The sequence below is a fragment of the Paenibacillus xylaniclasticus genome (assembly GCF_004001065.1).
GTDB classification, from domain to species: domain Bacteria; phylum Bacillota; class Bacilli; order Paenibacillales; family Paenibacillaceae; genus Paenibacillus_T; species Paenibacillus_T xylaniclasticus.
The window spans coordinates 16,061-30,065 of the sequence record NZ_BIML01000017.1; the positions used below are offsets into that span (position 1 = coordinate 16,061).

The 14,005-nt window shown below is 51.5% G+C and carries 12 protein-coding genes, 1 pseudogene and 1 other annotated feature; of the genes and pseudogenes, 6 read left to right on the forward strand and 7 right to left on the reverse strand.

Features of this window, described 5'->3' with window-relative positions; all coding sequences use genetic code 11:
* Positions 1-20: 20 nt before the first annotated feature.
* From PXY01_RS15255 to speE, 5 genes are all read right to left on the reverse strand, one after another.
* Entirely contained in the window at positions 21-485 is a 465-nt protein-coding gene (locus PXY01_RS15255; protein ID WP_246027966.1) for a YwiB family protein, read from the reverse strand.
* Positions 486-607: 122 nt separating this feature from the next.
* Positions 608-876, reverse strand: a binding site (T-box leader).
* A gap of 67 nt (positions 877-943) precedes the next feature.
* Complete coding sequence (locus PXY01_RS15260) at positions 944-1,462, reverse strand: DNA-deoxyinosine glycosylase (RefSeq protein WP_127570880.1); 519 nt, start codon at positions 1,460-1,462, stop codon at positions 944-946.
* Positions 1,463-1,511: 49 nt separating this feature from the next.
* Positions 1,512-1,757: a DUF7667 family protein gene (locus PXY01_RS15265; RefSeq protein WP_127570881.1), complete on the reverse strand. Its 246-nt coding sequence runs from the start codon at positions 1,755-1,757 to the stop codon at positions 1,512-1,514.
* A gap of 243 nt (positions 1,758-2,000) precedes the next feature.
* Positions 2,001-2,870 (reverse strand): agmatinase, encoded by an 870-nt coding sequence (speB, locus tag PXY01_RS15270; RefSeq protein ID WP_127570882.1) that lies wholly within the window; start codon positions 2,868-2,870, stop codon positions 2,001-2,003.
* A 93-nt stretch (positions 2,871-2,963) separates the two neighbouring features.
* Complete coding sequence (gene speE / locus PXY01_RS15275) at positions 2,964-3,791, reverse strand: polyamine aminopropyltransferase (protein ID WP_127570883.1); 828 nt, start codon at positions 3,789-3,791, stop codon at positions 2,964-2,966.
* Positions 3,792-4,056: 265 nt separating this feature from the next.
* Between speE and PXY01_RS15280 the strand changes: the two genes are divergently transcribed.
* Positions 4,057-6,237: a transglycosylase domain-containing protein gene (locus tag PXY01_RS15280; protein WP_127570884.1), complete on the forward strand. Its 2,181-nt coding sequence runs from the start codon at positions 4,057-4,059 to the stop codon at positions 6,235-6,237.
* A gap of 83 nt (positions 6,238-6,320) precedes the next feature.
* On the opposite strand, the gene PXY01_RS15285 is transcribed toward PXY01_RS15280, so the two are convergent.
* Positions 6,321-7,220 carry a LysR family transcriptional regulator gene (locus PXY01_RS15285; protein WP_127570885.1) on the reverse strand — a complete coding sequence of 300 codons (900 nt, stop codon included), beginning with the start codon at positions 7,218-7,220 and terminating at the stop codon, positions 6,321-6,323.
* Between the two features lie 144 nt (positions 7,221-7,364).
* On the opposite strand from PXY01_RS15285, the gene PXY01_RS15290 reads away from it, so the two are divergent.
* The 4 genes and pseudogenes from PXY01_RS15290 to PXY01_RS15305 all read left to right on the forward strand — a co-directional run bounded on the left by PXY01_RS15290 (position 7,365) and on the right by PXY01_RS15305 (position 11,983).
* Entirely contained in the window at positions 7,365-8,438 is a 1,074-nt protein-coding gene (locus PXY01_RS15290; RefSeq protein WP_127570886.1) for a branched-chain amino acid aminotransferase, read from the forward strand.
* A gap of 155 nt (positions 8,439-8,593) precedes the next feature.
* A pseudogene (locus PXY01_RS15295) lies at positions 8,594-9,290 on the forward strand (cupin domain-containing protein).
* Positions 9,291-10,199: 909 nt separating this feature from the next.
* Positions 10,200-10,586 carry a hypothetical protein gene (locus PXY01_RS22865; protein WP_246027962.1) on the forward strand — a complete coding sequence of 129 codons (387 nt, stop codon included), beginning with the start codon at positions 10,200-10,202 and terminating at the stop codon, positions 10,584-10,586.
* A gap of 77 nt (positions 10,587-10,663) precedes the next feature.
* The gene (locus PXY01_RS15305; RefSeq protein WP_127570888.1) at positions 10,664-11,983 is read left to right on the forward strand and encodes an ABC transporter substrate-binding protein; all 1,320 of its coding nucleotides are present in this window, start codon (positions 10,664-10,666) and stop codon (positions 11,981-11,983) included.
* A 3-nt stretch (positions 11,984-11,986) separates the two neighbouring features.
* Here PXY01_RS15305 and bioB read toward each other — a convergent pair whose 3' ends face one another.
* Positions 11,987-12,967, reverse strand: a complete 981-nt coding sequence (bioB, locus tag PXY01_RS15310) for a biotin synthase BioB (protein ID WP_127570959.1) — start codon at positions 12,965-12,967, stop codon at positions 11,987-11,989.
* Positions 12,968-13,209: 242 nt separating this feature from the next.
* Between bioB and PXY01_RS15315 the strand changes: the two genes are divergently transcribed.
* On the forward strand, positions 13,210-13,836 hold the full coding sequence (locus PXY01_RS15315; protein ID WP_127570889.1) for a hypothetical protein: 627 nt from the start codon (positions 13,210-13,212) through the stop codon (positions 13,834-13,836).
* Positions 13,837-14,005 lie beyond the last annotated feature (169 nt).

A 14,005-nucleotide genomic window follows, 5' to 3' on the forward strand; every position in this document is an offset into this window, starting at 1 on the left:
CCTTCACAAGAGTCGGCGCTTTAGCTCGCAACCATCTCTGCTTTCAATTTGATTTTGAACTGACCGGTCAGCTCTTCATCTACATACATCTTATAATGCCATTCCAGCAGCATCGGCAGTACGGGCAGCAGATTATCGTCCGAGGCCGGCTCATGCTGCTGACCCTTCTGCTTCCAATCTCCGCACTGCATCCACAACAAAGAGGTATCGGTTACCATGTGAAACCGGGCAAAGGGAGAGATGTACTTGCCGGTTCTTCGTACTCCTGCAACGAACGTTTGCTCTGACTCCACAATTCCGCGTCTCGTTACGTGAAGCTCGCCTTCCCGCCACCGCACAACCGTTCTAACTTCACCCGCATTATCGTCGTTCTCCGTATAACGGACGTAAACCGTACGCCCTTTGCGGAACCATTCACCCCGAAACTGGTGCTCCTGCCGGTCGCCATCGATCTCGCTCGTGAGCGTCAGCTGCACGATCGCCATATCATTCAAACCCGGCACCTCCTGTATCAGCCTATATGTTCCTACTATACCCAGACATCCGTCCGCATCCAATCTTATGCCAAGAGACAGCTTGGATCAAAAAAACCTCCGTCTCTATATAGGAAAGAGACGGAGGTTATCCGCGGTACCACTCTTCTGGCTGCATGCACATGAGCGCGGTCGCGTCATTGCAACTTGCAGCCTCTTGAACACGATAACGGCGTGACCGGACTGCCCTACCCAGCCGATTCGTCCACATTCCCCAGAACCCGCCTTCAGGCCGCCAACTCCCGGGTGCGCTTCCGAAGCGCTAATGCCGCCGGCTCCCACCATCCCGGCTCGCTAATGGGCATCACTGCCTGCTTCGTACTGTCCCGTTCATCGTCAGTAACATGATTATTGCATCTATTATATGCGATAGAACGAAAATTGCAAATGATAGAATTACGAGCACTGTATCATGATGTGCCTAAGTACGGGACAATCGCCCGCCATGCCGCAAGCCGGTCGTCAAGATTGCGCATCGTTCGCGTCGGAACGGGGCTTGTGGACGGCAGCTTCAAACATACGACACGCCTAGCGGCGTCCGTCTTGCCGAAGTGGCGCATAAAGGTGTCGTGCGCTTTCGTACCGTTCAGCGCCAGACAACGAATACTCGGATAACGCTTCAGCAGACCCGGAATATCGTTCACAACCTCGTTTCGGATGTTCGAATCCAGACTCCCTTCCCGTGTGCATGACTTCAGAACATCCCATAACGCTACCCGGTGAGAAAGCGCAAATGCGAGCCGTTCCTCGTATTCGTCATCAACCGTTGATTGACCGAACAAGCCGTACAGCACCCGCCAGAAGTAGTTGCGCGGATTGCCATAATACTCGCTGAGCGTAAGGGAAGGCACTCCCGGCATACTGCCCAATACGAGCACTTGGCAGTTCTCATCGATGACCGGCTCGAAGGAGTGGACCATTGACATCATGTTATAGGAGCCTCCTCTTCGTTCAGCGGATAGCCTGTCCCGCGCAGGCTCAGCCGCTGCTCGGCAAACCGCCGCCGTACCGCTCGATCTCTTGGCACAGCTCATGCTGCCATTCCTTATCTTCTGTCATTGAAGCCATCAGCGACCAATTATACAGCTGCGCTAGCCGGAGACAATGATCGGCGTTAACATCCAAGCAGTGATCCAGCTCCAGACGCTCCGTATCGGTCAGCTTGCGTCGCTTCTGGATAATACGAAGCTCCGCCATCCGTTCGTAAATCGGCATTAACTTCATATGGACACCCCCCTCTTGGTATCCATCATGCCCAGATTTCGGCGCAATATATCATTTAAATGCGGAAGATAGGTGCCTTTGGGCACCTATTTCTGCGCGCGAGGCGCGGGGCGCCTGCATTTAGGCGTCTCTCAGCACCTACCTTCCCACACGCGCCTCTCCTTCGCCGGCGTAAAAAGCTCCGTTCCATTCGGCGTCAAGCCAACTTGAAACGGAGCTTCTTCTTTACTTTCAGTCCTCGCCTTACTTCACGAAGCCAAGCAGCATTTCACGAATCACTTTCGCAGCAACGATCTGCGTTTGCTCCGTCGGGTCATACGCTGGTGCTACTTCAACCAAGTCGCAGCCGACGATGTTAATGCCCGCGCGTGCGATAGCATGAACTGCATCAAGCAGCTCTTTGCTCGTAATGCCGCCCGCTTCCGCTGTGCCGGTACCCGGTGCGCAGGACGGATCGAGCACGTCGATGTCAATCGTCAGATAGACCGGACGGCCTGCCAGCTCAGGAAGCACTTTTTTCAAAGGCTCAAGCACTTCGAACGGATAGAAATTGATGTTCTCGCGTGCATATTGGAATTCCTCACGGGAACCGGACCGGATGCCGAATTGGTAAATGTTTTTGCCGCCAATCAATTCTGCAGCTTTGCGAAGCGGCGTCGAGTGAGATAACGGCTCGCCTTCATAGCTCTCGCGCAGGTCAGCATGCGCATCAAAATGAATGATCGCCAGATCCGGATACTTCTTATAAACCTCTTGGAAAATCGGCCACGATACAAGGTGCTCGCCACCCAGACCGATCGGCAGCTTGCCGTCGTTCAACAGCCCGGCGACATAATCGCCGATGATTTCGAGCGATCGGCCCGCATTGCCGAACGGCAGCAGCAGATCGCCAGCGTCGAAATATTCGATATCTTCTAGGCTGCGATCGAGATAAGGACTGTACTCTTCCAGACCAATCGATACTTCGCGGATACGGGCAGGGCCGAATCGGGAGCCCGGACGGAATGATACGGTGAAATCCATCGGCATTCCGTAAATGACTGCTTTGGATGCGGCATAATCTTCCGAGCTAAGGATGAAGACGTTGCCGGAATATTTTTGATCAATTTTCATCGTTACAAGATCCTCCTCAACAATGGCTATGTACATTCAAATTCCCGGCCTCCTTCGCTCTGTCGGCAGAACGAAGAGTACCGGGAATTCAGGTTACTTCACAAGGTTCTCCACGAACTTCGGCAGCGCGAACGCTGCTTTGTGAAGGCGCGGGGAGTAATATTTGGTATCGAGCTCCGGAATCGCCGTCTCGTCGACAGCAAGCGGGTCATGCTTCTTGCTGCCCATCGTGAACGTCCACAGACCGGACGGATAAGTCGGCACGTTCGCGCAGTAAACGCGGACAATCGGGAATACTTCCTTCACGTCGCGGTTAACGCTCTGGATCAAATCTGCTTTGAACCATGGATTGTCTGTCTGCGCAACGAAAATTCCCTCTTCCTTAAGCGCATCGTAGATGCCTTGGTAGAAGCCGCGTGTGAACAGGTTCACCGCTGGGCCTACAGGCTCCGTAGAGTCAACCATGATGACGTCGTACGTATTCTTATGATCGTGAATGTGCATAAAGCCGTCGTTCACGATGACTTCAACGCGAGGATTGTCGAGCTCGCCGGCGATGTTCGGCAAATACTTTTTGGAATACTCGATCACTTTGCCGTCAATCTCAACGAGTACCGCTTTCTTAACTTTCGGATGCTTCAGCACTTCGCGGATTACACCGCCGTCGCCGCCGCCGACGACAAGCACGTTCTCTGGATTCGGATGCGTGAACAGCGCCGGATGAGCAACCATCTCGTGATAGACGAACTCATCTTTATCAGTCGTCATGACCATACCGTCGAGAACGAGCATTGTGCCGAACTCTTCGGTCTCGATCATGTCAAGCTTCTGGAAATCCGTCTGCTCGCTAACGTAGGTTTCTTTAATTTTGGCCGTAATGCCATACGATTCGGTTTGCTTCTCGGTGTACCACAATTCCATGTCTAATCGATCCCTTCTTTCCATTGAATGCCCACGGGGTCAATGTTTCTTTCTGTATTATAGAGTAACCCCTACCTCATTACAAACAATAATTCAACCGCTTTTTTGAAGAACCTTACTGGCAGCAAAACCTAATAACAACCTGATCCTTTTATACAAAAAAGCTAAAAACCGCGGAAACATTTCAGTTCTATTGCGAATAGCGCCGCCTTTCTTTTTCCATACTAAGGAAATAAGAAGTTTTCAACCGAGAGGAAGCTGCCGCATGAAACGTTGGTTCGCTCGACTGAAGCATCGTATACCCGGTATCCCCCGCCGTAAAACTGTGCCTAAGCGTGCTGTGCATCGCAGGCCGCCGCTGTTCCCGATTATCGCCGAACGGCTATGGCCGCGGCTTACCGGACGAGCTAAATGGAAGAGACGCGCTAAGCTTGCCGGCGTAATAATCGCCTTATTCATCACCTCAACTGCCGGTATGCTGCTCTATTTGCGCATTCAATCACTACCAGCCGCTTCTATCACCCAAACGTCCCAAATGCTCGATCTTCAGGGTAACGTAATCGATACATTCCATACGACACAGAATCGGAGCTCTGTACCACTCGACCAAATATCACCCTATGTCGTACAAGCAACGCTGGCAATCGAAGATCGGCGCTTCTACGATCACAGCGGCTTCGATGTAAAAGGCATGGCTCGTGCGATGCTCGTCAACGCCAAGAACTTGTCCAAGAAGCAGGGCGCCAGTACGCTGACGCAGCAGCTTGCGCGCAATTTGTATTTAACACAAGAACGTACTTGGAAGCGCAAGCTGAAAGAGGCGATGTATACGGCACAGCTCGAGATGCACTACTCCAAAGATGAAATTCTTAATATGTACCTGAATCAGATCTACTACGGGCATGGTGCATACGGAATCGAGGCGGCAGCAGAGCAATACTTCGGCAAGCGGGCATCCGAGCTCAATCTTGCCGAAAGCGCACTGCTGGCAGGCATTCCAAAAGGTCCAAAGTACTACTCACCCTACAATAATATGAAAAATGCTAAGGACCGGCAGTTGACGATTCTCGATGCCATGGCCGACCAAGGGATCATTACCCGACAGGAGGCCAAGGATGCATACGCCGAATTGCTGACATTCAAGCCGCTGGCTGAATCGCGCGGAGATGGCTTCGCCCCTTACTTCCGCGACTATATCCGTTCCGTCGCTACGGGCGAGCTGGGCATTGATGAGCAGCTTCTGAACGAGGGCGGTATTCGTATCTATACGACGCTCGATCGTGATGCGCAGCTGGCCGCCGAGAAAGCGATCGCCGAGAACATTCCAGCCGACTCGGAGCAGCAGGCGGCGCTTATCGCCATTGATCCGCGCAACGGTTATGTGAAAGCGATGGTCGGCGGACGCGACTACCCGAACAACCAATACAACCGCGTATTCGCGACGACGCGGCAGCCCGGCTCTTCTTTCAAACCGATACTCTATTTGACCGCGCTGCAGCAGGAGGGGATTACCCCTCTTACTTCATATAAAAGCGAGCCGACGACGTTCACCTACGACGACGGCAGACTGACGTACGAGCCGCATAATTATAATGACAAGTACGCCGGCGACTTCATCGATATGCGTCAAGCCATCGCAAGCTCGGACAATATTTATGCAGTCAATACGATAATGCAGACTGGGGCAGACAAAGTGATCGCCATGGCTCGTAAGCTTGGCATCGACAGCCCGATGAAGCCTGTCCCGTCGCTTGCGCTCGGCACGTTCCCGGTCAGCCCGTTTGAGATGGCGTCAGCCTTCGGTACGTTCGCGAACGGAGGCGTGCGCGTGAAGCCGATCGCGATATTAAGAATCGAGGACCGAAACGGCAGCGTGTTATATGAGGCGAGTCATGAATCAGAGCAGGTCGTGGACCCTGCGTATGCCTATGTCCTGACGAGCTTAATGGAAAGCGTGTTCGAGACAGGCGGAACAGGACACCGGGTATCCGCCAGAATCAACCGCCCCGTAGCAGGCAAGACCGGCACGACAGCCTCGGATGCTTGGCTCGTCGGGTATACGCCTGAGCTAGCTACGGCGGTCTGGGTTGGCTACGACAAAGGACGCCAACTGACAACGACGGAGGCCCACCGGGCGGCGCCGATCTTCGCGGCGTTTACGGAAGGCGCGCTGGCGTCCGTCCCTCCGAAAATATTCCCGATGCCATCCGGCGTCGTAAGCGCGTACGTCGATCCGAAATCAGGCAAGCTCGCCGGAAAAGGCTGTGAAGACAATAAGCGGCTGGAGACGTTCGTCGCTGGCACCGAGCCGACCGTCACCTGCGACGGCTCCGAGCCCGTAGTCGGCAGCGGCGACAAAATGCCAGCGGATGGCACCGCAGATCACCAAGCACAGGAGCACAAATCGTGGTGGAACGATTTGAAGCGCTGGTGGCGGAAGGAGTAACCTGATAAGCCCCGTATCACACTCATAGGTTTGGGTGGATACGGGGCATCACGTTTTGTGCCGTTAGAGACTCCCGTAATAGCTTAATACCCATCCTTATATTGCTCAATAAAATGCCGGGCGCTCTTCGACAGATACCGGTCCTTCAGCCAGACAATGCCGACCTCGGACTGGAAGTCGGCTCCTTCAATTTGCAGCATCCGCAGCGAGTCGATCGGCGACATCGCCACGACCGACTTCGGCAGGACCGTAGCGCCGATGCCTGCTGCAACCAGCGATAAAATAATCGCAACACTCGAGCATTCGCATATGATATGAGGGACAAGGCCGCTGCGGCCAAACTCATTCATCACCTGCTCGTGCATGCCGATCGTCTGGTCAGTCTTGAGCGTTAAGAATGGATGGGACGCTAGCTCGTCCAGCGAGATTGAGGTCTGCGTATCGGCGGACGTCCATTTGCGTGGGATCACGGCCACGTAAGGGTCAGACGGAAGACGCAGCACATCGTGCTCATACGGCGAATCGGCAGCGAATTCGAATGGCAGTCTGGCGACGACCAGCTCGATGCCGCGTTTGACTAGAGCATCGCCGAGCTGGAAGTGATCTCCCTCGCTTATTTTGAAGGTAACCTGGGGATACTTTTCTCGATACCGCTCAATTGCACGAGGAAGCAGGGAGACGCAGGAGACGACGGCGCCGATCGACAACAGCCCTTGTACGCCCTCCTCGACCTCCTTAACTTCCTGCACGGTTTCGTGAAACTGCCGCAGCAGCATTTCCGCCCGCTCCCGCAGCAGCTCGCCTGCGTGCGTCAGTGTTAATTGCTTGCTGCTTCGATCGAACAGCGTCACGCCGAGCTCCCGTTCCATCTGCTTCAACTGCCTGCTGAGCGGAGGCTGCTCCATGTTAAGTGACTTGGCGGCGCGCGTAATTTGACCCGCCTCTGCAATTGCAATAAAATAGCGAAGCTGCCGGATATCCATCGTTTTCCACCTCCGTTTCAATCATACCCAAAAAGTATGTTGACTCTATAAAACTGATACTTTCAATATATAGAAGAGAGTGATACGATTCAATTAATATAGTCGTTTTCTTCACACTAATAAAACGATAAGAAGGGGCTGTTCATGTTGTCGAAAGTTTCAATTTCGGTTACTCGCACAAGTAATCCCAAACCACGCCCAGACGAGAAAAATCTCGTATTCGGCAAAACCTACACCGATCACATGTTCATTATGGAATATGATGCCGGCCAAGGCTGGCACGACGCTCGCGTCGTTCCATACCAGAACATTTCACTCGATCCGGCCGCGAAGGTGTTCCACTACGGCCAGACGATTTTCGAAGGATTGAAAGCTTACCGGACAGATGACAACCGCATCGTGCTGTTCCGTCCTGATCAAAACTGGCAGCGCCTTAACCGTTCCAATGAACGTCTAAGCATTCCAGCGATCGATCCAGAGGTTGCTCATGAAGCGCTTCGCACACTCATCGACGTTGACCGCGAATGGGTTCCTTCGGAGCCAGGCACTTCGCTCTACATCCGTCCATTCGTCATTGCTACGGAACCAGCGCTTGGTGTATCGCCATCCTTGAAATATTTGTTCATGATTATTATGTCTCCGGTTGGCGCTTATTACAGCGAAGGCCTGAATCCTGTTCCGATTCATGTTGAGTCTGAGTACGTCCGTGCTGTCAAAGGCGGCGTCGGCAACGCGAAGACAGCGGGCAACTATGCGGCAAGCTTAAAAGCGCAGGAAGGCGCAGCTGAGCTTGGCTACTCCCAAGTACTATGGCTCGACGGCGTGCATCGCAAATATATCGAGGAAGTCGGCAGCATGAACGTGTTCTTCAAAATTAACGGTACGGTCGTTACTCCTGAGCTGAACGGCAGCATCCTGGACGGCATTACGCGCAAATCGGTTCTGCAGCTGCTCCGCTCGTGGAATGTTCCGGTCGAAGAACGTACCATCTCGATCGACGAGCTCGTCGAAGCACATAAGAACGGTACGCTGGAGGAAGCGTTCGGCACCGGCACGGCTGCTGTTATCTCGCCAGTCGGCGCTCTTCACTACGCAGGCGAGAAGTTCGTCATCAACAACAACAAAACGGGCGAACTATCCAGCCGCGTATACGACACGATTACCGGCATTCAACGTACGGAGCTTCCAGATCCGTTCGGTTGGGTTGTCGAAGTATAATTTATTTCTTCATACAGCTTCCCGCAGCTTCCCTAACAATGGGTCGTGCTGGAAGCTTTTTTTATTTCGAAGTTCAAGCGGACCATGAGACATACACCTAAGAGACTGTATTGCCATACGTTACAGCATCACGATGCGCGAGAGGATGTTGCTCGATGGGCGGAGCAGGCCTCGTAACTGATAATTTGAATCTAAAGAAAAACGCAGGTAACCCTAACCTTACTTATAACTTGAAAGACAACCTCCTGTTCAAGGCCGACGATCACAATCTGGCCTACGAAGTATCCGCTACGCAAATTCCCGCTCGCTATGGTTGGCGGTTCGATAGCCGACTTATATATGACCAAGGGACAAATTCGCGAGCCGCATTGGCACCCGAATGCGTGGGAGCTGGACGTCGTCATTGAAGGCCGAGTCGTCGTGTCGATTCTCAATCCCGATACGTCTCAACTCATCAACAATCCGGCCGGGACAGGCCAGGTCGTCTTTATTCCGATGGGCTGGCTTCACTGGATTACGCCGGTGACCGACCGGACGCGGCTGCATTTATTCTTCAACAGCAGCCAAGTAGAAAATGCTGAAGTGTCTGACTTCCTGCGGACGCCGCCGCCGGAAGTGTTCCAGCTGTCCTATCGTATCGATCCAGCGCTCATCTCATCTGCACTCGCTCCGGTCAAGACGGCGAAGGAGACCATCTTCATCGGTCCCCCTGCCTCTGGCGGCACAATCAGCAGTCAAACCGGAACAGGAGCAAGCGGGGATATTAGTCCAATGGGCGGCATGATGCGGTCAGGATGGGCTACAACTGCAACGAGTATGACTCAGCCGACAATTAATATTAAGCGCAAATAGCAAGAGCAGCCGTCATATGCGGCTGCTTCTTGCTGTCTTATTGCGTAATCCTCTCCCGCCTACCCATTAAATTGCGGAAAACCGTAAATTAGTTTTCGTTCTCTCAAGCGACTCTATTATGTTAAATTGTATTATATATTTTAATTATTATATTTATTGTAAAATTTTAACATTCAATGAGGTATGTTTTTGATCCGCATTACCCGCTTAACAGACCTAAAGACAACCCGCTGCTTCGTCAAGAAGCCTCGCTAACGATCGGGTACCGTTCTTCTCAGGAGTTGAACAAACGATATCCTAATCTACTTCACAACGAAATTTCCTAATTTGAACTATACTATCATCTCTAATTCTGAAGTGTGAATAGGCGATCAGACCCCTACATATCAAGCAAGTGCGCTATGGCCCTTATTAATTACCGACAGCACACCGCGCTCAAGTATGCATATCCCGACTTTCAATGGGAACTTGCTCCTATGCCTGTCGATCCCCAGAATGCTAGCAGTTCGCCCTTGTACTCGGTCGAAGGGTTTTACGCTATTTCCACCAAATCCGCCTATCCAGAGGTTGCTCTCGAATTGTTGAAATTTTTGACGTCAAACACCGCTGCCAAGTGGGAGATCAATACTGTTGGAATTAGCTCCAACAAATCGGTAACGCCAAGCGACTATCTGACAGCCATCGGGCAGTTAACTCCGTCTCCTTCGACGATATACCAGTCGAATTTATTGCAATGGGTAACATGGCGTCATTCAAGACCTGCAGCACGGAGTCTCACGAGAGGATGCTCTGGCAGAGTACAAACAGAAAACATTGGACCTCATCTCAGGTCAATCTTCACCTTAATATTCGGTATCAACGGAGCTCGCCCCGTTAATACATATATCATTTTGTTTGGAGGAATGAATAATGAACAAGAAAGCTACAACCTCAATTCTTGCACTAGCCATGCTGCTCGCTTCCGCTGTCCCTGCTCTAGCAGGATCTACAGGTGTGGCGGACCCCTTAAGTTCCGTAACTGCCCAGTGGTCTTCACCTTACATTAGCGCAGTCACAATGACAGGTGATGTTACGGCAGTCAGCCATAATCCCGATTTGAAGGAACTCAAATTATATGTCACCGTACATGATGGGAGCAAATTAATTAAAAGTAGAACAGAAACTGGAAAATCTAATTATGAAGTCTCCATCCAGGCAGATAAAAAATCCGGTTTGCTCCTTCAAGCAGCAGCCAGATCTTATTACACGAACGGTGACTACAGCGAAGCAATTTTAGCTACTCATACTTGGCCATAATAAAAGGGAAGGCGAGGAAGCAACTCCTCGCCTTTTGTATCTGGCATAAATACGAACGGCAAGCCGCAGGAGGATTTATGAAACGGATATCGTTAATGCTAGTCATTATTACAATAGAATTGATTCTGACCTCATGTGTATCACAACCTGACCATAAACCTGTGACACTCAAGGTCAATTACCCGGACTCCGAAATTTTCTATAAGCGGGTCGGTTACTTCTTCGAGCAGAGATACCCCTTCATCCATCTTGAGGTCATCCAGACAACTCGTAATGGAGCTTTCGATCCCGGACAGCTCGATATTGTGTTCAATGATAAGATTACCGAATTTAAGAGACTTCAAGAAGCAGGGAAGCTGGCTGATCTCAGTCCCTATATCCGAAAAGAACGACTAGACTTGAACAAAATGCAGCCCATTACATATAAACCATTCGAAGATCCTTCAACTAAAGCACTGTTCGGTATCTCACCAACGTTCAATAGCACAGTGCTTTTCTACAATAAAAATTTATTTGCCCAATACGGCGTTCCTGAACCCTCGAACCAAATGAGCTGGCAACAGCTCCTGAAGCTTGCGGAGCGGTTCCCCTCTCAAATGAACGACAGCCGTAGCCTGTATGGCCTTGTTACAAGCCACTATCGGGACATCCCATTCCTTACGATTCTATCCGTTGGCAGGACCGAAGAGCTACAGGTGATCGATCCTGCCACTTTGAAGATCACGATCAACACACCTAAATGGAAAGAAATCAGCTCCTACGTCATTGAGGCGTTTCGTAAGCAAGCGGTCTTTAACAAGCCCGATATGAATGAGTTTACTTATAGTCCTATCCTAATGGGCAACACGGCAATGTCTTTCGGCTCTCTGGCAACGGCATATAACTTCCAAATCTACAATAAACAAATTCCACACGACGGCAATAATATCGATTGGGGAATGGTGACCGCACCCGTCAATCCAGCGAACCCTAACCTTTCTAATCAATATTCGGTGGGCGAAATTTTTTCCATTTCATCCGACTCTGCTCATCCGGAAGAAGCTTGGAAATTTATATCGTTTATTACGAATGACGATAAATACCTAGCTTCCAATGCGTTACAATTGATTAACTGGGGTATCCCTGCACGTTCAGAATATTTGCCTGTTATTGAAGGCCACGATCTAGCTCCGCTTACCATGCTTCAACCTTCAATGGAAACTTATAATCCATATGATATCTTCCACCACGATGCCGTAAATGCATTCGTTGAGACCGCGGAGAAATGGATTGATTTGGCGATAAACGATCAGATCTCAATTAACAAAGCTTTGGAGCGTATCGAACAAGAAGGACAGACCGCGTTCTCTACCGCAATCGAGCGGCTGCAAGAAAACGGGATGTCCTACCTGCGTTAAAGGCTACAGCGCACACTGCTCGATCTCAAAGCCAAGATCGGCGATCATCTGATGATCGGCCTCGACCGCCTGCCCCTCCGTCGTCAAATAGTCACCGACGAACAACGAGTTAGCGGCATAAAGCGCCAGCGGCTGCAGCGAGCGCAGGCTCAGCTCGCGGCCTCCGGCGACGCGAATCTCTTTGCTCGGACAGACGAAGCGGAACAGCGCCAACATCTTAAGCGCCTGTATCGGCGGCGTTAAAGGCATGCCTTCAAGCGGCGTTCCCGGGATCGGATTCAGGAAGTTAACCGGAATCGAGTCCGCATCCAGTTCTCGCAGCGCGAATGCCGTCTCGACCAGCTCCTTCGGCGTCTCCCCCATACCAACGATAACGCCTGAGCACGGCGACATGCCGCTGCGCTTCACTTTCTCGACCGTGTCGACGCGCTGATCATACGTATGCGTGGTCGTAATCGAATTATAATTATGCCGGCTTGTATTCAAATTGTGGTTATAGCGGTGAACGCCTGCCTCCTGCAGCCGGGCGGCCTGTTCATCGCTAAGAATGCCGAGGCAGGCGCATATTTTGAGCGGCATCGTATCCCGAATTTCGCGTACTGCATCAATAACCTGAGCAAGCTCCCGCTCCGTCGGACCGCGTCCGGCCGCTACAATGCAGTAGGTTCCAGCTTGACGATTCACAGCCTCCCGTGCTCCAGCGAGCAGCGTGTCCTTATCCAGCATCGTATACTTCGGAATCGAGGCGGTCGATCGAATCGATTGCGAGCAATAGCCGCAATCTTCGGGACATAAACCGCTCTTGGCATTCACAATCATATTCAGCTTCACTTTGTTGCCATAATAGTGTTTGCGAACCGTATATGCGGCGTGAAGCAGCGGCAGCAGCTCGGCATTATCCGCCTCAAGTACAGACAGCCCTTCCTCAAGCGTCAGTAGCTCACCCCGCAGCGCCTTGTCGGCCAACAGCTGCCAGCGGTTCATTCCAATGGCGGCAACCCCCGTCTGCGTATACGAGGTCCGTATATTCCGCATGTTCCCGATTGCGATCACTTCCTCTCCCTCTATTATTTGTTAACCAGTAAATTAATTCTAAGGTTAACAAATCGACTCCTTCATTTTATCGAACCGCTTCCCCAATGTAAATAATGGAATGACGCTTTCGGTACATAATGGACCTGCAGCCGGTCATATACTGATGCATCTTAAAGCGGGAGAGTGAGCGCATGTCTGATCGACCAACATCCTGCCATGTCAAAGCTGCTGGCGATGGTTTAACGCTGCATAATGCAGGTCAACAGCCACCCCTCTACTCGCCTACTACAAGATTATCTTTCGATGAACCGCAGCCACAGCAGTCCCCCACTACTGATCGGCCGACTTTCTCGCAGCGCGACGATGCTTCCAAGCAGTCTCTTTCCTCGTACAACCACAACCATCTCGCTTCTCAACAACAGCCGAAGGGACTAGTCAGCGCTAAAGATCGTAATCGCAGACCCAACCTTATCCGCCGTGTTGGACCGGTCGGCGGCGTGCTGCTCGTTCTAGCGGCGCATGCCGCACATCTGCTGGTGCTGCCGCTGCTTGCCGCTTGGCTCGGAATCAATGCCAGCTGGTCACAGGAATCCGGCACCTCCCCATTGGGCAGCCACGCTTTCCACACCGGCCGCACCGATTCCGTCAATTTGCCTGTTCGCTGGGCATCCGATCTGCTCGCCGCCGCTACCGTCGCCGCCGCAATCTCGATGTGCAGTACGATGGCCCGTTCCTGGCGAAACGTGCGGAGCCATCCAATTTCCTGTATCCTCTACACACTTGCAGCCATGCTGTGCATCGGACTGTTGCTCCTCTAAGGCATTAAATTTTATATGCCTCATAGCAGTCTACGAGTTCCATTTGAATAGACTGCTAACTTTTTTCCCGTTTAATGTTATATTTTTGTTAAGATAAATTAAAAAATTTTATTCTCTTGCAAAATTTACATTGGATTGTCGTCTCCTATCGTCTAAAATTGTCAATAAG

Bases quoted from the DNA above. Each gene is read 5' to 3' on its own strand.
- PXY01_RS15315 (WP_127570889.1), top strand. From the start codon at position 13,210: ATGTCTGATCGACCAACATCCTGCCATGTCAAAGCTGCTGGCGATGGT.
- speB (WP_127570882.1), bottom strand. From the start codon at position 2,870: ATGAAAATTGATCAAAAATATTCCGGCAACGTCTTCATCCTTAGCTCG.
- PXY01_RS15290 (WP_127570886.1), top strand. From the start codon at position 7,365: ATGTTGTCGAAAGTTTCAATTTCGGTTACTCGCACAAGTAATCCCAAA.
- PXY01_RS15285 (WP_127570885.1), bottom strand. From the start codon at position 7,220: ATGGATATCCGGCAGCTTCGCTATTTTATTGCAATTGCAGAGGCGGGT.
- PXY01_RS15260 (WP_127570880.1), bottom strand. From the start codon at position 1,462: ATGATGTCAATGGTCCACTCCTTCGAGCCGGTCATCGATGAGAACTGC.
- PXY01_RS15255 (WP_246027966.1), bottom strand. From the start codon at position 485: ATGGCGATCGTGCAGCTGACGCTCACGAGCGAGATCGATGGCGACCGG.
- speE (WP_127570883.1), bottom strand. From the start codon at position 3,791: ATGGAATTGTGGTACACCGAGAAGCAAACCGAATCGTATGGCATTACG.
- bioB (WP_127570959.1), bottom strand. From the start codon at position 12,967: ATGAACCGCTGGCAGCTGTTGGCCGACAAGGCGCTGCGGGGTGAGCTA.
- PXY01_RS15265 (WP_127570881.1), bottom strand. From the start codon at position 1,757: ATGAAGTTAATGCCGATTTACGAACGGATGGCGGAGCTTCGTATTATC.
- PXY01_RS22865 (WP_246027962.1), top strand. From the start codon at position 10,200: ATGAACAAGAAAGCTACAACCTCAATTCTTGCACTAGCCATGCTGCTC.
- PXY01_RS15305 (WP_127570888.1), top strand. From the start codon at position 10,664: ATGAAACGGATATCGTTAATGCTAGTCATTATTACAATAGAATTGATT.
- PXY01_RS15280 (WP_127570884.1), top strand. From the start codon at position 4,057: ATGAAACGTTGGTTCGCTCGACTGAAGCATCGTATACCCGGTATCCCC.